General features: G+C 66.4%; 12 protein-coding genes. 2 read left to right on the forward strand and 10 right to left on the reverse strand.

The features are described 5' to 3' along the window. Positions 1-37: 37 nt before the first annotated feature. The 8 genes from M1P90_RS01450 to M1P90_RS01485 all read right to left on the reverse strand — a co-directional run bounded on the left by M1P90_RS01450 (position 38) and on the right by M1P90_RS01485 (position 12,331). Positions 38-733: a class I SAM-dependent methyltransferase gene (locus M1P90_RS01450; RefSeq protein WP_483700873.1), complete on the reverse strand. Its 696-nt coding sequence runs from the start codon at positions 731-733 to the stop codon at positions 38-40. Further along, positions 730-1,914, reverse strand: a complete 1,185-nt coding sequence (locus M1P90_RS01455) for an MFS transporter (RefSeq protein WP_483700874.1) — start codon at positions 1,912-1,914, stop codon at positions 730-732. The genes M1P90_RS01450 and M1P90_RS01455 overlap by 4 nt, the downstream gene beginning before the upstream one ends. A 67-nt stretch (positions 1,915-1,981) precedes the next feature. Further along, a complete protein-coding gene (locus M1P90_RS01460) occupies positions 1,982-2,656 on the reverse strand; it encodes a haloacid dehalogenase type II (RefSeq protein ID WP_483700875.1) in 675 nt (224 codons plus the stop codon). A gap of 214 nt (positions 2,657-2,870) precedes the next feature. Beyond that, positions 2,871-4,115, reverse strand: coding sequence for an aminopeptidase (locus tag M1P90_RS01465; protein ID WP_483700876.1), 1,245 nt, complete (start codon positions 4,113-4,115; stop codon positions 2,871-2,873). Between the two features lie 19 nt (positions 4,116-4,134). Next, positions 4,135-4,848 carry a ribose 5-phosphate isomerase A gene (gene rpiA, locus M1P90_RS01470; RefSeq protein WP_483700877.1) on the reverse strand — a complete coding sequence of 238 codons (714 nt, stop codon included), beginning with the start codon at positions 4,846-4,848 and terminating at the stop codon, positions 4,135-4,137. Then, positions 4,849-7,935 (reverse strand): CHAT domain-containing protein, encoded by a 3,087-nt coding sequence (locus M1P90_RS01475; RefSeq protein WP_483704733.1) that lies wholly within the window; start codon positions 7,933-7,935, stop codon positions 4,849-4,851. It lies immediately after the preceding gene. Positions 7,936-8,395: 460 nt separating this feature from the next. Then, the gene (locus M1P90_RS01480; RefSeq protein ID WP_483700878.1) at positions 8,396-10,450 is read right to left on the reverse strand and encodes an AAA family ATPase; all 2,055 of its coding nucleotides are present in this window, start codon (positions 10,448-10,450) and stop codon (positions 8,396-8,398) included. Positions 10,451-10,693: 243 nt separating this feature from the next. Next, positions 10,694-12,331 carry an alkaline phosphatase family protein gene (locus tag M1P90_RS01485; RefSeq protein WP_483700879.1) on the reverse strand — a complete coding sequence of 546 codons (1,638 nt, stop codon included), beginning with the start codon at positions 12,329-12,331 and terminating at the stop codon, positions 10,694-10,696. A gap of 183 nt (positions 12,332-12,514) precedes the next feature. Here M1P90_RS01485 and M1P90_RS01490 point away from each other — a divergent pair, with 183 nt between their 5' ends. Continuing rightward, complete coding sequence (locus tag M1P90_RS01490) at positions 12,515-13,681, forward strand: YihY/virulence factor BrkB family protein (RefSeq protein ID WP_483700880.1); 1,167 nt, start codon at positions 12,515-12,517, stop codon at positions 13,679-13,681. A 295-nt stretch (positions 13,682-13,976) separates the two neighbouring features. Further along, the gene (gene ppc / locus M1P90_RS01495) at positions 13,977-16,775 is read left to right on the forward strand and encodes a phosphoenolpyruvate carboxylase (protein ID WP_483700881.1); all 2,799 of its coding nucleotides are present in this window, start codon (positions 13,977-13,979) and stop codon (positions 16,773-16,775) included. A gap of 241 nt (positions 16,776-17,016) precedes the next feature. On the opposite strand, the gene M1P90_RS01500 is transcribed toward ppc, so the two are convergent. Both M1P90_RS01500 and M1P90_RS01505 read right to left on the reverse strand, forming a co-directional pair. Further along, a complete protein-coding gene (locus M1P90_RS01500) occupies positions 17,017-17,652 on the reverse strand; it encodes a response regulator (RefSeq protein WP_483700882.1) in 636 nt (211 codons plus the stop codon). Between the two features lie 271 nt (positions 17,653-17,923). Then, a complete protein-coding gene (locus M1P90_RS01505; protein ID WP_483700883.1) occupies positions 17,924-19,270 on the reverse strand; it encodes a sensor histidine kinase in 1,347 nt (448 codons plus the stop codon). Between the last annotated feature and the right edge of the window lie 100 nt (positions 19,271-19,370).

Consider the following 19,370-nt stretch of genomic DNA (forward strand, 5'->3'; position numbering starts at 1 on the left):
GGCGTTTGTTCCCATTGTTCGTAAAGCTTTACAAGCCTTACAACTGCATTGCGTCGTTCGGGCGGCGCAGGCGCAGCATGTGGTCGCCGCCGCGCTGGAACTCATATGGCACCACCACCTGCTCCACCACGAAGCCGCGCGCTGCCAGCGCGGCACTGGCCGGCGCGAGGTGCGGTGACACCCGGCAATCGAGCCCGAGCAGCGGGAACACGCGCACTTCTTGCGCGACGCGCAGCAGTTCGGCCAGCGCGGCGATGTGGAATTCCAGCGAAAGCTGCTCGGAGTACAGAAACAGTAGGTGCGAGCACAGTGCCAGATCGAACGCGCCGTCAGCGAAGTCGAGCTGTGGCAGCGACCCTGTGCGGTAGCGCCCGCCAGCGCGGCCGGCAGCGTAATCGGCCAGAAAACGCTCCATTGCGGCGAGGCGTGCCCGCCCCAGCGCGTCGGGGTCGGCGAAATACTCCCAGGCGTAGCGCTGCGCGTTCTGGCGCACCTGCCCAACAATTGTGTCGTAGGTTTCGTGCACGCGCTGGGCGATGGCGGCGGCGGCAAAGGCGTAGAGCGGGTCGACGGAGACGACCGTGCCGCCACGCGCCGTCAGCTCGCAGTTGAAGCTGGCCGGGCCGTCGCCGCAGCCCAGCATGCGCCCGCGCAGGTCGTCTTCCGAAAGCGCGAACATCAGCCGGTATTCATCGAGCGAGCGGCCCCAGGGCACAATATCGGCCAGGATCATCGCGTTTCTCCCGATTGCAGCGGCGTGGCACGAAACACGCCCAGTGCCGCCGCGCCACCAAGCACAAGCATGGCGACCCCCACTACAACAATGCAGGTCTGGTAGATCGCGCGTGGCCCGAACAGATCGATCAGCGCGCCGCCGAGCAAGCTGGCCACCAGCGGCGCAAGGCCAGCCGCGCCCGCGTTCATCACGGCCTGGATAGTCGAGGCCCATTCCGGCGGCGTGCGCTCGTCGATCAGGCGCACGGTGTTCGCGAAATATAATCCGAAGCCCACGCCTTTCAGCATCGTCAGCGGCACCAGCACCAGCGGCGTGGCGGCCAGCGCAAAGCCGATGTAGTTCACTTCCAGCAGGCCGTAGGCCAGCAGCAGCGTGCCAGCCGGGCCAAGCCGCCGCGCCAGCGCCGTGGCGAAGCGCATGGCGGGCAGCTCGCTAAACGCCGACACGCCAAACAGCGCGCCGACCAGAAAGCCGCCGCCGCCAATATAGTTGACATAAATGCCCTGGAATGCGCCATCCATGCCGAGCGAGCCGCCAATCAGGAAGGTCGCCGCGAGAATGACCATCAGGCCGCGGTCGCGTGTGACATCGCGGAAAGGCTTGCGTGCGCCGCGCTCGATCACCGGCCCTTCTTCGAGCCGGCTGGCGGCCAGCACCACCGGCACCAGCAGCGCCGCGCCTAACGGGAACATCCAAACGTAGCCGATCCGCTGCCACAGCGCGCCAATGCCAATTGCGATCAGCGCAAAGCCGAGCGAGCCCCACAGGCGCATCGCGCCAAAATCGACGCGATGGCGCACAGCCATGCGCGCCACCAGGCTGTCGCCAATTGGCCCGACCGGGCTGCGCCCCAGCGCAAGCATGATCATAAGGGGGGCAAGCGCGACGAAACTGCGTGGAAAGGTGAGCAGGAACAGCGCCAGCGCCATCACCGCCAGCGCCAGCGCCAGGATGCGCACACGAATGCCGCGCCGGTCGCCCAGGGCAGCGAGCGCCGGCCCGAGCGTCAGCGTCACCAGCGGCATGATCGCGTTGAGCAGGCCGATTTCCGTGCCGCTCAGGCCGAGCTGGCGGAAATGGACGTTGATAAAGGGAACATAGACGGAGACGGCGCCCCAGTAGGCGAAGTAGTAGAGCGAGCCGCGCGCGGCGGGCGAAAGCGGGCGAGTGGCGGGCACGGGTGTACTTTCTGCGTCGGCCCGGCAGGCAACAGGTGGGCCGGGCGGCACTCAGCATACCACAGGTTTAGATCAGCGCTGGCAGCTCGCCAAGGCTCCTGAGCGTGTGGGTGGGCGGGTGGCCGAGCTGCTCGGGCGGGCCGCCGGCGCGGTTGATCCAGCAGACCCGTAAACCGAACGCCCGCGCCCCGGCTGCGTCCCAGCCATTCGAGGAAACAAACACCACCTGCTCGCGCGCCACGCCCAGCGCTGGCTCGATCAGCGCGTACACCGCCGGGTCGGGCTTGTAGCGGCGCACGCTGTCGACGCTGAGCAGGTGGCTGAACACGCCGGCCAGACCCGTCGCCGCAACCAGGCGTTCGAGCATAGCCGGCGTGCCGTTCGAGAGGATGGCGAGCTGCACGCCGCGCGCTTGCAGCGCCGCGAGTGCGGGCACCGTGTCGGGAAAGGGCGCGACCGCGAACCAGGCGTCGATCAGCGTGTCGTGCTGGGCAGTGCTGAGTGTGGTGGCGGTTGCGGCGGCAGCATACTCCAGCGCCTCGGCCGTCACCTGCGCGAAGTCGGCGTAGCGCCCCATCAGCGAGCGCAGAAAGGCGTATTCGAGCTGTTTAGCGCGCCACAGCGCCACAAAGCGCTCGGGCTCGGCGGCCACGCCCGCGCAGGCATGGCGCACCGCTGCCACGTCGAACAGCGTGCCGTAGGCGTCGAACACGACGGCGCGGGTGGCGGGGGCGCTGGTCATGGCGGGCACCTTTCTGCTTTTCGGGACGACGGACGAGAAACCTCACCACGGAGGCACGGAGACACGGAGGTTTGGGAGAAGTTGCAGGTTCGAAGATTGAACGTTACTGCTAACCGCCGATTGCAACCTGCCGACTGCCGACTGCCGACTGCACCCTGCCGACTGCTGCCGTGTTCCTTCGTCCTTCGTCCTTCGTCACTCGTCGGTCGTCAAATCATGCCACGTCAAACGCCCAGTTGCCGGCGCGCATCACTGGCTCGCGCTGGCCGTCGGCGGTGATGCCGTCGATGTCCATCGCCTCCGAGCCGATCATAAAGTCGGTGTGGACAATGCTGACATTGCCGCCAGCCGCCTGGAACTCGGCCTCGCTCATTTTCTCGCCGCCCTTGAGGTTAAACTGGTAGGCGCGGCCCAGCGCGATATGGCACGAAGCGTTTTCGTCGAACAGCGTGTTGTAGAACAAGAGGCCCGACTGCGCGATTGGCGAGTTGTGCGGCACCAGCGCCACTTCGCCAAGAAAGCGTGCGCCTTCGTCGGTGTCGATCAGGCGGGTGAGATGCTCGCCGCCGGTGCTGGCGTGCGCTTCAACTGCGCGCCCGTCCACAAAGCGCAGGCTGAAGCCATCCACCAGCGCGCCGTTCAGGTTCAGCGGCTTGGTCGAGGCGACGGTGCCATTCACCTGCGCGCGGTGCGGCAGGGTAAACACTTCTTCGGTGGGCAGGTTGGGCGTGAAGTCGATGCCGGCCGCGCTGGTGTCGCGCGCGCTTTTCCAGACGTGCCCACGCGGCAGGCCAATCGTCAGGTCGGTGCCGGGCGCGGTGTAGTGCAGCGCAGCGTACTGCCTGGCGTTCAGGTAATCGCTGCGCTGCGCAAGCTGCGCAATGTGCGTTTCCCAGGCTGCCACCGGGTCGGGCTGGTCGAGGCGGCACAGCCGGAACAGTGTGTTCCAGAGTTCGGGCATCTGCTGCTCGGCAGGCAGGTCGGGGAAGACCTTGGCGGCCCAGGCGGCATTTGGCACGGCAATGCCCAGCCAGTTCATCGTGCTGCGCACAACGTGCTCCAGGTAGGGCTGGTACTGCTGGCGCTCGGTGCGCTGCATGGTCGCCACCGCCTCGGAATCCAGCCCGGTGTACAGGTCGGGGTCGGGGCTGAGGATGGCGAGCATCGCCGCGCCTTCGCGCGCATACTCTTCCATGGCTTTGGCCTGCCATGTTGGGAACTCGGTGAAGGAGTCGCGCGGGGCGTGGCGCAGCCGCGAAACGGCGTTCTGGTCGTCGCGCCAGATCACCTGCACGAAACGCGCGCCATCCTGGTAGGCGCGGTCGATGACCAGACGCACCAGCGGCGCGGCGTCGATTGGCGCGCGCACAAGCATGCGCTGGCCGGGCTGGAGGTTCAGGCCCACGCGCACGGCCAGGTCGGCGTAGCGCTCCAGCAGGGTGTTGAAATCGAGTGACATTGCAAAAATCCTTTACACTTCAGCGAGCGTCGTCGCTTGCTTGCGGGCGAACCATGGTTGAAACCCCTTCGGCGCCAGCCACAAACGCCTGCGTGGCCATGCCAATAAACAGGCCATGCTCGACCACGCCAGCGATGGCGTGGATGGCGACGTTCAGGGCGCGCGCGTCGGGGATGCCGTGGAATGCGCAATCGAGAATGTAGTTGTGCTCGTCGGTGAGAAAGGGCTGGCCATCGGCGGCGCGGCGCAGGGTGGGCGTGCAGCCCAGCAGGGCCAGGCGCGGCGCAACCACCGGCAGCGCGAAACGCACGACCTCGACGGGAAGCGGCGCGCGCGTGCCAAGCTGCGCCACTGGCTTGGTTTCGTCGGCCACGATGATCAGGCGGGCGGCTGAGCTTTCGACAATTTTTTCGCGCAGCAGTGCGCCGCCCAGCCCTTTGATCAGGTTTAGCTCAGGGTCGATCTCGTCCGCGCCGTCGAGCGCCAGATCGAGCTGCGGGTGCGTTTCGAGCGTGGCCATTGGGATGCCAAGCTGGCCGGCCAGCGTGTTGGTCGCTTCCGAAGTTGCCACGCCGACGATATCGCGCAGGCGGCCATCGCGCAGGCGCGCGCCCAGGCCAGTGAGCACATAGCGCGCGGTCGAGCCGGTGCCCAGGCCCAGCACCATGCCGCTCTGCACCAGGGCTAATGCGGCCTCGGCGGCCTGCTGCTTGAAGGTTTCAAGGTTGGTCATTCAGTTTCCCCATATACGGATCGTTTCGTCGGCGGAGCCAGAAGCAAGCAGCGCGCCCGAAGGTGAAAACGCCACGCTGCTGGCCCAGCTGGTGTGCCCTTCGAGCGCGCGCAGCAGCCGGCCGCTGGCGGCATCCCACAGGCGGGCGTTGCCATCGCCGGCAGCGGTGGCGATCACGCGCCCGTCATTCGAAAAGACCACGCTGCTCGCGCCGCGCGGGTGGCCTTCCAGGCGGTGCAGCAGCGCGCCGTCAGCGACATTCCAGACCAGCACAGTTTCATCCCACGAACCGGCGGCAAGCCGCGTGCCGTCGGGCGAGAAGGCCACGCTCATCACCCCGGCAGTGTGCCCTTCAAAGGTGCGCGCAATCGTGCCGTCGGCAACATTCCAAAGGAAAACTTTAGTGTCGGCGCTGCTCGGGCGCGACTCATTTGCGCCTGATGCGAGTGTCTGATCGTTGGGCGCGAAGGCCAGCCCCCACACCGACGCGCTGTGGCCTTCGAACGTGCGAATCAGCGTGCCGTCGGCAATGCGCCACAGGCGAATGCGCGTGTCGTCGCTGCCGCTGGCGAGCAGCGTGCCATCGTGTGAAAACGCAATGCTCTGGATCGGGTCGCGTGAATCGCGCGCCACAAGCAGCCGCTCCTGCTGGCGGGTGGCTGCGTTCCACAGCACAATCGCGCCATCGCTGCGAGCGGCTGCCAGCAGTATGCCGTCAGGCGAATAGGCCACGGCGGTGATGCGCCCGCCTTGCGGCAGGTTGGTGTTGAGCCGCGCAATGACGGTGCCATCGGCAACGCGCCACAGCAGCAGCAGGCGGTCGGCGCGGGCGGCGGCCAGCGTTTCGCCATCGGCTGAGAAGGCCACGCCATTCACCACCGCGCTGGTTTCGATTTTGCGCAATTCGTGCCAGCCCGCGAAGTTGGCGGGCGTGAGACCGGCGGTTGGCTGCTGCGCGGCTGTTGGGGCAACAGTCGGCTCGGGAATATTGGTGGGTTCGGGCGCAAACGTGGCTTGCGGCGCAGCCGTTGGCGCGGGCACAGCCGTTGGCGCGGGCATGGCCGAAGGTTCAGCAGTTGCGGGTGCCTCCGTCGCCTGGGCGGGAAGCGATGTTGCCACCGGCTCGGCCGTTGGCGAGGGATTGCTCGAAACACTGACGCGCTGATAAACCGCGCCGGCAACGAGCGCGATCACCAGCACCGTGATTAAAGGCGCAGCCCAGCTGAGCCAGGGCATGCGGCCGGGCGGGCGCACGGCGTTGCTGGCGTGCGTTTCCGCCGGCTCGGGATCGGCGTCATTCAGGGTTGGCTTGGCTTCTTTGCCCTGATCGATTGGTTTGGTTGGGCGCGGGCGCGCCTCATCGGCGGATTTTGGCTCGCCCTGGCCTGAATCGCCGGCAGTAACGGGCAGGCCAATTGCGCCCATATGCTCGGTGCCAATGCCGAATGTGCCAAGCGACAGGCTCAGGAGGCGCTTGAGCGGGCGCAAGCCTTCGGCCAGCTGCGAGATGCCGCTGATCTTCAGGAAGCCCGAAGCGAGCAGGACATTATCGGCCAGGTAGACGCGGATGAGCAGGCGCAATTCGCCAGCGTGCAGCGGAGTGAGCAGAAACACCACCGGCTCGCTGTCGGCGTTTGGGCTCAGGCGAATATGCTGGCGCGGCGTTGTGGTGCTGAAATCAGTGCTTTCAATTGCCAGCAGCAGGTCGAGCGGCTGGGGCTGGCCGAGCGCATTGCGCGGGAAATCGGCAGTGAAGGTGCTTGAGCGCACGTCGTCGGGGCGGGCCTCGAAATCTGCGCCCGGCTGGCCCAGCAGCGCGCGCAAACCTGGCGCGTCGGCGCGGCGAATTTGCGTCACCAGCTCGATCGCCTGGTTCACCACCACCTGCTCGGGCAGCGCCGCGTCGAGCACGCGCTCGTCGCTGGCGGGCGGGGGTGGCGGCTCGGGCAGGAGCGTGCGGCGCGTGGTGCTGGTTGTGGCGGGTGGGGCGGGCGGCCCAAGCACGCTGAAAATCCTGCCGTCGGGCGCGCGCAGGTACAGCACTGGCGTGCCCCATTCCACGCCACTGCCAGAAGCGAACAGCGTTTTGCGCGCCTCGCTCAGCGCCGCGTCGACCGGGTAGCCATCGGCCAGCGCGCCATAGAAATCGCGTGCCAGCGCAATCGCCGCCTCATCCGAAACCTCGAACTGCATGGCGATCACGGCGGGCAGCCCTTGCTGCACCAGCGATTGCGCCGCGCCGGCAAACGGGTCAGTGCGCGAGGCGCGCGCGCCTTCGCAGGCGTTTAATACCACCAGCCGCAGCGAACGGTGGTCATGGAGCAGCATACCCAGATCCTGCCCGCTGATGCGGTAGCCAGAGCCGTCAGGGTCTTCCAGCAGCAGCTCGCCATCCTGGCTGCGCGTGTCGAAGCCGCCGTGCCCGATGAAGTGCAGAATATGGTAGCGGCTGCGGCGCAGGCGCTGCTGCAAACCCAGCAGCGACGGCTGCTCGACGCGCTCCAGCGTCACCAGCCCGCGCTCGATCAGGCCGCCCAGCGCTTCGTTCAGGCGCTGCCACTCGCGCTCGGTGTTGAGCGCGGGCATGTCGCGCGGACTGGCGATCAGCGCAAGCACGCGCAGCGGCGGCTCGATTGCCAGCGGGGTGATGCGCTCGGGCAGTTCGAGGTAGCGCACAATCGGCGTGTTGACCGAGAGCGCCAGAAAGCGATTGAGGGCCGAGTGATACAGGTATTCCCACGGCAGGTCGGCCAGCTCGGGCGCGTCGGTGAGGCGCAGGCGAATGCGCAGCCCTTTGCCCTGGCGGCTGGCTTCGTCGAGGCTGCTGCGCAGGCAGGCGCGCACATCGCCGACAAACACGGCATCGAACAGGCGCGCGCCAAAGGCTTTGGCGGCCTCGGTTTCGGGCGTGTCGATGCGGCGCATGGTGCGCCGACTTTGGCCCAGCTTCAGCAGGAAATTTTCGAGCTCAAGGTCGGAAAAGGGCGGCTGGAAGAGGCCCGACGACTGGCCGGCCGGTGAGTTGACCTCGATGCGGTAGCCGCTGGCGGCGCGGTCGATCTCAATATCGAAATCAAGGTAGCTCATCTCAGACACAGCCAAGCTCCCATCTGCGAAAGAATCGGCCTCTCTGAGATTAAACGGGGCACAGCGGCATTATCGTATGCCGAAGTGGGGCCTTTGTCAATTTTTCACGGCAGAGTGCAGGAATACGGCCAAGCTATAGCGATGTGCAGAAATATTGGGCCACAGAGAACACCGAGGACTCCGAGTTTCTGACTATCATCCTCAGTGGCCACTGTGCGCTCTGTGGTTCAATTCTTTTGCTCTTGGCTATAGTACAGCCTTGCGGAAATACGATTCTGGTTGCCGAATGACCACGGACTACGGACAACCGACCACCGCGCCCATCGCCAGCGGTCGGCCGTCATTCGTCATTTGTCGGTCGTCGTTCGTCATGCGTCGTTCGTCGGTCGTCTCAGCGCCGGCGTGGTTCGCTGCATACGCGAGCAGTGGGGATGCGCCTATGAAGAAGCGTCGTCTTCTTCTAGCTCGCCAGTGCCCCCACGCTCGCGCGAACGAAAGGGCGGCGCGGCCCTCCGGGCTTGGGCAGTTCGGCCTGCAGGGCGGCCAGCTCGGCGGCGAGGGTGCGCGCTTCGTCGGCACTGTGCTCAAGCAGGTATTCGGCGCTGTGTTCCAGCACGCTATGGATGCGCGCCAGCAGTTCCATTTCGGCTGGCGGCGGCTCGGGGCGGCTCATCGCTGGGGCGGGGGCGGCGGGCTCGGGCGCGGGTGCCTCGCTCAGCTCGGCGGCCAGCGCGCCAACCCGCTCGCGCAGCTCGGCATTCTGGCGCAAATAAGCTGCGGCCAGGCTATGCAGTGCGCCATAAATCGTTGCGCTCGGCCCAGCAATATGCAGCAACTCGCGGCGGCGCAGGTCGTTGAGCGTGGCGTTTTTGATGCCCAGACGCTGGCAGACCTGCGCGGCCTGTTCGCCCCAGCTCGCGCTTTCCAGCGCGTGGGCGGCAGCCAGCAGGCGCTGCGCGTCGGGCGCGAGCCGATCCCAGATAGTTTCCTGCGCCCAGTCGGCCACCTGCGCGCGCCAGTCGGTTGGGCGGGCCAGCTCGCCGTTGTGGCGGTAGGCCGCGACAGTGCGGCGGATCGGTTCGGGCAGGCCGCCAGTGGCAGCGTAGAACTGGCGCCACTGCTCGGAAGGCAGCGCGGGCGCTCCGGCCCACAGCAGCTCGGCTTCGCTTTCGGTCAGGCCGGCCAGCGGCGGGAAGGCCGCGCTTTCCAGCGGGTCGCGCCCGACCAGCAGCAGGCGGCTGGAGCGGCGCGCCACCAGATCGGCCAGCGCGTCGAGCAGCGCGCCGGTTTCGCCCGGGTCGGCGCGGTGGATGTCGTCGAGCACGATCACGGCGGGGCGGGCGAGCAAGCGGTCGCGCAGCAGTTCGAGCAGCGGCGCGGGCGTTTGCTCATCCAGCGGGGCCTGGCGAATTTCGCGCCACAGCGTGTCGTCGCCGGCGCTGGCCAGCGCCTGGGCCATGCCGCGGATCATGCCAAGCAGGGTTGAGTCGCGGCCGGCGCGGCAGGTGTGCCAGAGCACGAGCTGGCCGTAGCGCCGGCCTTCGGCGGCCAGCTCGGCGGCCAGCACAGTTTTGCCGCTGCCGGGCAGCCCCCAGATATGCGCCAAACCTTCGGTCTGCAAGCGCCACGCATAGTAGGCCTGCTCGTCGCGCCGCCCAACGAAATCGGGTGTGCGCGGCAATTGCTGGCTGGCCAGCATCGCGGGCGACTGGATCATGCGCTCGGCGATCTGCGGCAGCAGCGCGGTAATGCGGTCGAGGCCCTGGCGCTTGGCGCGGCTGTAGGTGCTGGCGCTGAGCGCAAGGTCGTTTTGCAGTTCGGCGCGGCTTTGCCCGGTTTCGTACTCGCCGGTGCAGATCAGGTAGGGCCACCAGTTGCGGTCGATGGTGGAGATCGTGCCGGCCGGGCGCAGCTGGTCGAGCGCTTCGCGCAGCGCTTGCTGAAGCAACAAACCACGCGGCTGATTTTCCAGCTCGGCGGGCAGCAGGCGCTGGGCAAGCGGGCTGTTGCCAAGCGTGAGCGGCGGGTCTTCGGGCAGCAGCGGCAGCGCGCTTTTGACGGCGGCGCGCAGGCTGTCGGGCGGGTCGTCGTCGCGCTCGGTGCGCAGTTGCGCCAGGATGCGGTAGGCGGTGCGGCGGCTCAGGCGCGCGCCTTCGGCCGGGCCAAGCAGCTCCTGGGCGCGACGCCACAGCCGGTCGCCGCCGGCGTCGGCATCTTCGGCCAGAGCGGCGGCCAGCGCGCGCTCGATGGCTGGCGGGCGGCGGTCGCGGCGGCGGCGGCTGCTCGATGGCCGCGAGCGCAGGGCTTCCAGGCCGCCGCCCTGCGTATAGGCGCGAAGAATGTTGCGAATCGTGCGCTCGGAAACGGCAAAAGCCGCCGCCGCATCGCGCTGGGTTCGGCTGTCGACAAGCACCGCATGGAGCAGGCGGTAGCGCCGCAGCCCATCGGGGTCGTCCTGGAACAGTTCGGACAGATCGGCCTCGGACAATGGTGTGAATGTCAGTTGTGCGGGCATGACCCCTCCGCAAATCACGATTCGACGCCGCCTGCGAAATACAGGCGGCTGGGCCAGAGTGTAGCTCGTGTGACTTGGGGCGTGTCAGGCGGCCTGGCGTGACAGAGGCGAGCGTCGTCACGATGCTAGAGCGCATTGCTGTTGCTCGTGCCTCAGACTATCACGCGCGGGCGTGGAGCGCAAGCGTTTTGGCTGCGGTTTGGGGCTTTCCAAACGACATGAGATAGTGCTGTAATCTTTTGCTTACGCCAGGGCGTGGCCGCGCATGCGGGCAGGCGCAATGCCAAAGAGGTTTAGCAGCGTTGGCGCAATATCATAGATGCTGACGCCGCTCAGCTCGATCCCGCCAGCCGGGTTGCGCGGGTCGAACAGGGCGAACAGGCCGTGTGGCGATTCATATGCGGCGTCGAGCGCGTCGGCGCGGGCGCTGAGCCACGGGCGCGCGTGGCCCACGAGCGGGTTGGTGCGCCAGCCGGGCTGCGCGGCTGCCACCAGCAGGTCGGCACCAACGCCCTGTGTGGCAGCGTAGATGCTTGCGGGGCGCTGGCTGGTGAACACCGGGCCTTCACTGGCGATGCCTGCGGGCGGAACGAGCGCGTGAAGCTCGGCGGCGATCTGCTGAATCAGCGCGTCGGCGTCGTCGGGCGCGACCGTGCCTTCGGGCTCGCGGCCGGCCAGGTTCAGGTAGATCATGCCATGCTCGCCAGCCCAGGCGCGCGTGTTTGCCCAATCGACGTCGCACTCGGCCAGGGGCGTGGGCTGCGCAGGCGCGCTGTGCAGGTGCAGGTAGCCCTCGGCAACGAGCCAGTCGTTCAGCGCCAGCTCGCCATCCAGCGCCTGCGCGCCCGCAGCCGAAACAACCGCCACCACCGTTTCGCTGCTGATCAGCTCCAGCAATTCGCTGATCTGGTCGTCTACAAAACGGTAGAACGCGCTGATCACATCGGCAAGCGGGTGGGTGGGCTGGTAGTGCAGGTGCGTCACGTCGAGCGTGTGCCAGAGCAGACGCTGAATCTGGGCGATCCCATCGTCGAACAGCACAAAACAGTTGTAGCTGGAGCGAGCCAGCATGCGGTGCGCAAGCTGGAAGCGCTGCTCAGTGCGGGCGTAGATCTGGCCGATGGCGATTTCCAGCGCGCTGCCGGGCGCGGGATCGGCGGCCGGCTCGTCGGCCAGCCACTGCGCGACCTGCTGGGCAAAGGCGGGTGGTGAGGCCACAATCGCGCCTGCGCCATTTTCATCGCCAACCAGGTGGCCGCGCACCGCCGGGGCCGGGCTGGTGAGCGGCGCGCCAACCACGCCAACGAGCTGGCCGGCCTGGCCAAGCGTATCCCACAGGCGCGGCATGTGCAGGGCATGGCTGCCAAGCGGAAGGGGCGGCGCATAGCTGTGGTTGGGGCGCTGCGCTGCGGCATACACGCCAAGCTGCCCCGGGTCGAAGCCGGTGAACAGGCTGGCCCAGGCGGGCGTGCTGGCGCAGGGCACCGTAGTGCTGATGCGCGCCGAAAGACCTTGTTCGGCAAGCAGGCGAATGGCGCGCAGATCGCTGCGCCACGCGCCCAGCGCCAGCTCGGGCGTCGCGCCGTCGAGCGCGATCAGCAGCAGGCTGCGCTGCGGGCTGCCGTCGCCGCCGCCCGCTTCCCATTCGACCGGGGCGCTGCCGCCACCAAGCGCAAACGCCTGGCCAAGCTCGGCCTGGTCGCCGGCCTGCTGGCGCTGCGCATCCTGGCGGCTGGTGCCGGCCTGCTCGCCGCTGGCGGATGTGGTTGCGGCGTCGCGCGCTTTGCCCGGCGCTTTTTCGGCAGTCTTGTCGCCCACGCCTTCGGTGGCGTTGCGCTCGTCAAAATTCTCGGTGCCGGAGTCGGAGCTTGGTGTTGGCATGAAAGACTCCTGTGCGTTGGCGCTGGCCTGTGGGTGCGCGCCAGTTATGTAGCAGCCTTACTGTAGCAGCCGCCGAGCCAGAATTGCAACCCGTTCCATGGTACAAAGGTATGCTTCTTGCCAGCTACGACGCATAATGATGCTATGATAGCGCCGCCGATTGTTCTACGTGTGGAGCGCGCCGTGAACCTAAAAACCGATGTTGTGCCGGTTGTGAAGGAAGCCTTCAGCGAATTTCAGGAAGACGAAGCTGGGCAGTTGGGGGCAGCGCTGGCGTATTATGCCATGTTTTCGCTTTTTCCGCTTCTGCTCTTGCTGGTGGCCGCGCTGGGCTTTGTGCTGCAATACTGGGATCAGGCGATCGACGTACAGCAGCAGATTCTGGGTGCGGTGAGCCGCAATTTCTCGCCGCAGCTCAGCGAAACGCTGTCGGGCATTCTCACAGGCGTGAAATCTGAGGCCGGCGGCGCGACGATCATCGGCCTGATCACGCTGTTGATGGGCGCGTCGGGCGTGTTTCAGCAGCTCGACATGAGCTTCAACAAAATTTGGAAAGTGCCCAAGCCGGTTGGGCCGTCGAGCATTGTGCAGACGGTTCTCAAAACCGTGCGCACGCGCCTGTTCTCGTTCGGCATGGTGCTGGCAGTGGGGTTTCTGCTGCTGGTGTCGATGGCGCTGACTGGCATTTCGCAGGCGCTGCTGCAAGGCTTCAGCGACCTGCCGGTGGTGGGCAGCGTGGCGGGCGTCGCGCTGGGTATTCTGCTGTCGCTGCTGCTGAACACGCTGGTGTTTGCGCTCTTGTTCAAGTACCTTCCCGACACCGTGGTGCACTGGCGCGATGTCTGGCTTGGCGCGGCGCTCACAGCAGTGATCTGGGAGCTGGCGAAATATATTCTGGCCTGGTATATCGGCCGCTCGGCGCAGAGCTACAGCGCCTATGGCGCGGTGGGCACGGTGCTGGTGCTGATGGTGTGGATCTATTTCAGCAGCCAGATCCTGTTCCTGGGCGCCGAGTTCACCGAAGCCTACTCGCGCCATCGCGGCAGCCGCGCCGAGAAGCCGAACCTGACGCGCGAAGTGGCCGAGGCGCGCGCCGCCGAAGAAGGCGAAACCCTGCCCGACCCCGCGTCAGAACCGCACGCGAAAGCGCCAGCCACACAGCCAGCGCCGTCAAGCGCGCCCAGCCCGGCGTCGATCAAAACGGTGGCGGTGGCCTCGGGCGCGGGCGTGGCGGTGGGTCTGCTTGGCGCAATTGTTGCCGCGCTGGTGGGTGTGACTGTTGGCGTGCGCAAGCTGGTGGGTGGCGTGGCGCGGATTGGCCGCAAACGCGCCGCCAAAGCGCCCGAATAGTTATTCATAAGCCCTTACGGGGTTATATCAAAGCCCGAAATTTATCCACAGATTCCGCAGATTACGCAGATTATACGCCTCCTATCTGTGTAATCTGTGGACAAATGTCGTTCCTCATTCCAATTTTGACATTACCTTATAAGCCCGTTTGCGGCGGGTTGACGACGACCCGCCGCGCGCCTATAATGCGCGCACCCCCGTCACCACAACGGCGTGTTCGACGAGCCGGCTCGGCCGGGCGGCTAGTGTGCCGCGCGCTCGGAAGTTGTGTTGCTACGTTGAACAAGGAAACTGCATGTCTGCCCCTCCGCTGACGAATGGCGAACGCCTTTCGGCCACGATCCGCCTGCTGGGCGATGCCCTCGGCCAGGTCATCCGCGAACAAGCCGGCGATGCCGCCTATGCCCTGGAAGAGCGCGTGCGCAAGCTCACCAAAGCCATGCGCGCCGCCGAGCAGCCCGAAGAATCAAGTGCCGCGCTGCAGGAAATCGTGTCGGATCTGAGCGTCGGCCAGGCCCGCGATCTCCTGAAGTCGTTTGGCACCTACTTCGCGCTGGTGAATCTTTCCGAGCAATTGCAGCGCCTGTGGGTGTTGCAGGAACGCGCCGAGCAAAACCCCGACACGCCGCGCACCGAATCGATTGCGGCGGCGGTGGCCGAGCTGAAGCGCAATGGCGTCGAGCCGGCCGAGCTGCAGCAGTGGCTGAAGTCCGCCCTGGTGCTGCCGGTATTCACCGCCCACCCAACCGAAGCGCGCCGCCGCACCACACTTGAGAAGCTGCGCCGCCTGGCGGTGCTGGTCGAGCGGCGGCTGGCCCAGCCCAGCGCCGACGAGCTGCACGATCTGAATCAGCGCATCAGCGAGGAAGTGGTGGGCCTGTGGCAGAGCGACGAAGTGCGCGTTATTCGCCCAACCGTGCTCGACGAGGTGAAGAACGGCCTGTACTATTTCGAGGCCACGCTGTTCAATGTTATTCCCGAGCTGTACCGCGACCTTGAGCGCGCGCTGGTGCGGCACTACCCCGACCACCGCTGGCATGTGCCGCCGATCCTGCGCTTTGGCTCGTGGATGGGCGGCGACCGCGACGGCAACCCGTTTGTGACGCCCGATGTCACGGTCGAGGCGGTGCGGCACCTGCGCGGCTGGGCGATCAAGCAGCAGATTGCGGCGGTGGAAGAACTAAGCCGCCGGCTCAGCCAGTCGGTGCGGCAGGTGCCGGTAAGCGAGGCACTCCACGCCTCGCTGGCGGCCGACGCCGCGCTGTTCCCCGACACGGCACGCCTGCTGGAGCGGCGCAACCCGCACGAGCTGTATCGCCAGAAATGCACCTATATTCGCGAAAAGCTGCTGCGCTCGCAGCGCCACGCCGCCACGCACGAGCCCGACTGGGGCAGCGCCGACCCGCTGCCGACGGCTGGCACCTTCTACCACCACAGCGGCGAGCTGCTCGACGACCTGAAGGTGATGGAGCAAAGCCTGCGCAGCAATGCCGGCGCGAGTATTGCCGACGGCGCGCTCCATGACATGGTGCGCCAGGCCGAGGTCTTTGGCCTGCACGCCGCCACGCTCGATATTCGCCAGCACAGCGAGCGCCACAATAATGCCCTGGCCGAGGTGCTGCGCGTGGCCGGTGTCTGCGACGACTACATGGCGCTGAGCGAACCCGAGCGCGTAGAATTATTGGCCCGCGAAGTCGCCACGCCGCGCCCGCTGGTTCCGGCACGCCTGCCCTACAGCGCGCCCACCGCCGAGATCGTGCAAACCTTCCGCACGGTTGCCGCGCTGATTGAGCAGCTCAGCCCCGAGTCGATTCATACCTATATCATCAGCATGACTACTGGCGCAAGCGACCTGCTGGCCGTGCTGCTGTTCGCCAAGGAAGCGCGCCTGTACCTGCCCGACCAGGGCATCAGCCGCCTGAATATTGTGCCGCTGTTCGAGACCGGCGCGGATCTTGAGGGCTGCGACGCGGTGATGACGTCCTGCCTGCACCTGCCCGTGTACCGCGAGCACCTGCGTCTGCGCGGCAATGTCCAGGAAGTGATGATCGGCTATTCCGACAGCAACAAGGACGCCGGCTTTGTGGCGGCGAACTGGGCGCTCTACCAGGCGCAGCGCGCCCTGCGCGACATGGCGCGGCGTGAAGGCGTTGGCCTGCGGCTGTTCCACGGCCGCGGCGGCTCGATCGGGCGTGGCGGCGGGCCGGCCAACAGCGCGATTCTGGCGCAGCCGCCCGGCAGCATTGGCAACCAGATCAAAATCACCGAGCAGGGCGAAGTGATTGCCGACCGCTATGGCATGCCGCGCCTGGCGCACCGCCATCTTGAGCAGGTGGTCAACGCCGTGCTGCGCGCACAGTTCGCCTCGCGGCACGATGCGCCGGGCGAGTGGGAGCAGGCGCTGGAGCAGCTGGCGGCGATTGCGCGCGATCACTACCGCACGCTGGTGTACGAGAACACGAACTTCATTCCCTACTTCCGCACCGCCACGCCCATTGCCGAGATCAGCCGCCTGAACATCGGCAGCCGCCCGGCCAGCCGCCGCAACAGCGACCGCATTCAGGATCTGCGCGCCATCCCGTGGGTGTTTAGCTGGATGCAGAGCCGCCACACCCTGCCGGGCTGGTATGGCCTGGGCCACGCGCTCGAAACCTTTGTGCAGGGCGACAATGGCGACGAGGCACTGGCATTGCTGCAAGATATGTATCAGAACTGGATGTTCTTCCGCTCGATGATCGATAGCGCGCAGATGATCCTGGGCAAGGCCGATTTGCAGATCGCCGCGCGCTATGCCGAGCTGACGCCTGATCAGGCCATCGCCCACGAGATTTTTGGCGCGGTGCAGGAAGAATATGGCCGCACCAGCGCAATGATCTGCAAGGTCGCGCAGATCGATCACCTGCTGGAACGCAGCGCGGTGCTGCGCACCTCAATCGACCGGCGCAATCCCTACATCGACCCGATGAGCTATGTGCAGGTGGAAATGCTGCGCCGCCTGCGCGCCGACCCGGAAGGCCCCGAGCACACCGCGCTTGAGGACGCGATTCTGCTGAGCATCAGCGGCATTGCGGCGGGCCTGAAGAATACTGGATAGGGCGCTCGCAGCGCCGGGGTTAGGGGTTGGGGTATGGGGTTTGGTCATTACAATGCTGAACGTCTTCCTTATTCACCAATCGCTTGCCTGATATTGCTGAGACAAAAGACGAAGGGCGAAGGACCAGGGTCACTTCGTCCTTCGTCTTTGGTCATAACCAGTAACAGATTTCCGAGGCGCTGAGCTGGGCAAGTGAGCGTATAAGCTTTTCGCCTCTTCACCCTTCACCCCTTCACGTTCGCTACGCCCGCCCCATCGGCACCAGCCCGCGCTGCAGCGCCACCGACACGGCTTCGGCGCGGCTTTGCACGTTCAGCTTGCCGAAAATATGGCTGATGTGCGATTTCACCGTGTTTTCCGAAAGCGTGAGCTGCGCCGCAATCGCCTTGTTGCTCGCGCCCGCCACCAGCAAGCGCAGCACCTCTAGCTCGCGGCTCGACAGCTCGTCGCTGCGCTCGCCCTCGGTCATGCGCTCCAGCAGGCGCGCGGCCACGGCTGGCTCCAGCGCCGCGCCGCCATGGGCCAGCGCCCGCACCGCCCGCGACAGCTCTTCGGGCAGGGCGTCTTTCAGCAGGTAGCCCTGCGCGCCGGCCGTGAGCGCCGGGGCAATATACTCATCGGTGTCGTAGGTCGTCAGCACCAGAAAGCGCACCTGTGGGGCCTGCGCACGCACTTGCCGCATCACCTCTATGCCGCTGAACACCGGCAGCCGCAGATCGAGCAGCACGACGTCGGGGCGCTGCGCCAGAATCTGCTGCACCGCGCTCGCGCCGTCGGCAGCGTCGCCCACCACCTCGATCCCATCTTCATAGCGCAAAATGGCGATCAGGCCGTGGCGCACCACCGGGTGATCATCGACAACAAGGACGCGTATCATAGTGTGTTCCTGTGCGTAAATACGAACGACGAATGACGACCAGATTAGGCACCAGAGAGGTACAGAGAGCGCAGAGTTTTGAGTTGCAGGTTTGAAAGTTACAGGTTGCAGGTTGTATTGTCGGGCGAAGGCAAACTTCTGCTCAACCCGCAAAACGCCACGGCGGTAACTTGCAACCTGTAAACCCGCAACGTTCTAACTCAATACTCAACACTCAACACTATCGCCTGCTCGCCCAAACCCTATCCCCCAAACCCCAAACCCCCGTCCCCTACCCCTCGCGCCGCGGAACGGTAGCAATCACCTGCGCGCCGCCGTCGCTGGCAATTTCGAGCGTGCCGCCCAGCGCCTGAAGCCGCTCGCGCATGCCTTGCAGCCCAAAGCCACCCCACGGCCCTGGCGTGGCCGCCTGCAAATTCGGCGCTGGCTCAAAGCCCACGCCATTGTCGCACACATGCAGCCGCACCGACGACGCGCCATATTCCAGCAGAATGCGCGCCTGTGTCGCGCCGGAGTGCTTGGCAACATTCATCAGCGCTTCCTGCCCAATCCGCAGCAGCGCCGACTCGTCGCCGGGCGGGAGCTGCCAGGGCGCGCCGCGCTGCTCGAAGCTGGTGGTGATCTCGGGGTGAACGGGGCGCTCGGTCAGGCCACGCAGCGCATCGGCAAGCGCGCCCGACTGCGCGCCGGCCAGCGCGGGCGCGCGCAAATTCCACACCGAGCGGCGCGCCTCGGCCAGCGCCTCGCGGGCCATGCGCTGCGCCAGGTCGATATGCTGGTCGGCGTCGGGCGGGGCGTCGGCAACCTCGAGGGCGCGTTTGGCCGCGCCAAGCTGCACCACAATGCCGGTGAGGCCCTGCGCCAGCGTGTCGTGGATTTCGCGGGCCAGGCGGGCGCGCTCTTCCAGCGTCGCGGCCTCGCGCTCCTGCTCAATCAGCAGCGCGGTTTGCGTTTCTACGCGCTCTTCAAGCTGGCTGCTCAGCGCTTCCAGCGCCCGGGCGTGTGCGCGGCTCTGGCGCAGCGCCCGTTGCAGGCCGCCCGCCAGCACCGAGGTCAGCGCGGCCACGGTTGCAAAGATCGCGATCCAGAAGCCCAGCGCCTCGTAGTTCTGGTTGCTGGCCAGCAGTGGCGGCTCGCGTGGCACCGCCACGCCATTCGTTTCCAGCCAGGCCAGCGTACCGACAAGGATCGTCGCCAGCGCGGCCAGACTCACGCTCGCCACCGCGTCGATCAGCAGGCCCGCCGCGCAGATCGGGATGATCAGCAGTGCGGGCGTGTAGGACGAAATGCCGCTGCGCAGCGCGCCCAGCATGGTCACCAGCGTCCACACGCCAATCAGCAGCAGCGCCGAGATCGTTGGGCGTTTCAGCCGCGCCAGAATGATCAGTGAGCTGAAAAACACCACCATAATCACCACCGGCACCAGCGGGCCGGGCGGCGGATGATCGTTCTGAATCGGCAGAATTGGCGTCTGGCTGCTCAGCCGCAGCAGCAGAAAGGTGATTGCGCTGACTACTAGTGGGATGGCGAAGATCGGCAGGGTGCGCAGAAAGAGCTGGCTGCGGCGCGTAGTTTCGTCGGCCAGGGCGTCGGCGGTGTCTGCGGGCAAGTCGTTCATGGCGCTATTGTAGCACAGCGTCTGCGCGCCTCACACTGCTATTCTGGCAGGTACGCGATCACCCAAACGAATGAGCGCGCCTCACCGGAAGCGCCCACCC

It is taken from the genome of Kouleothrix sp. 19917 (genome assembly GCF_057073505.1).

What these genes read in the sequence shown, in the direction of transcription:
- M1P90_RS01450 (WP_483700873.1), bottom strand. Translation starts at nt 733, where the DNA reads ATGATCCTGGCCGATATTGTGCCCTGGGGCCGCTCGCTCGATGAATAC.
- M1P90_RS01460 (WP_483700875.1), bottom strand. Translation starts at nt 2,656, where the DNA reads ATGACCAGCGCCCCCGCCACCCGCGCCGTCGTGTTCGACGCCTACGGC.
- M1P90_RS01465 (WP_483700876.1), bottom strand. Translation starts at nt 4,115, where the DNA reads ATGTCACTCGATTTCAACACCCTGCTGGAGCGCTACGCCGACCTGGCC.
- rpiA (WP_483700877.1), bottom strand. Translation starts at nt 4,848, where the DNA reads ATGACCAACCTTGAAACCTTCAAGCAGCAGGCCGCCGAGGCCGCATTA.
- M1P90_RS01475 (WP_483704733.1), bottom strand. Translation starts at nt 7,935, where the DNA reads ATGAGCTACCTTGATTTCGATATTGAGATCGACCGCGCCGCCAGCGGC.
- M1P90_RS01480 (WP_483700878.1), bottom strand. Translation starts at nt 10,450, where the DNA reads ATGCCCGCACAACTGACATTCACACCATTGTCCGAGGCCGATCTGTCC.
- M1P90_RS01485 (WP_483700879.1), bottom strand. Translation starts at nt 12,331, where the DNA reads ATGCCAACACCAAGCTCCGACTCCGGCACCGAGAATTTTGACGAGCGC.
- ppc (WP_483700881.1), top strand. Translation starts at nt 13,977, where the DNA reads ATGTCTGCCCCTCCGCTGACGAATGGCGAACGCCTTTCGGCCACGATC.
- M1P90_RS01500 (WP_483700882.1), bottom strand. Translation starts at nt 17,652, where the DNA reads ATGATACGCGTCCTTGTTGTCGATGATCACCCGGTGGTGCGCCACGGC.
- M1P90_RS01505 (WP_483700883.1), bottom strand. Translation starts at nt 19,270, where the DNA reads ATGAACGACTTGCCCGCAGACACCGCCGACGCCCTGGCCGACGAAACT.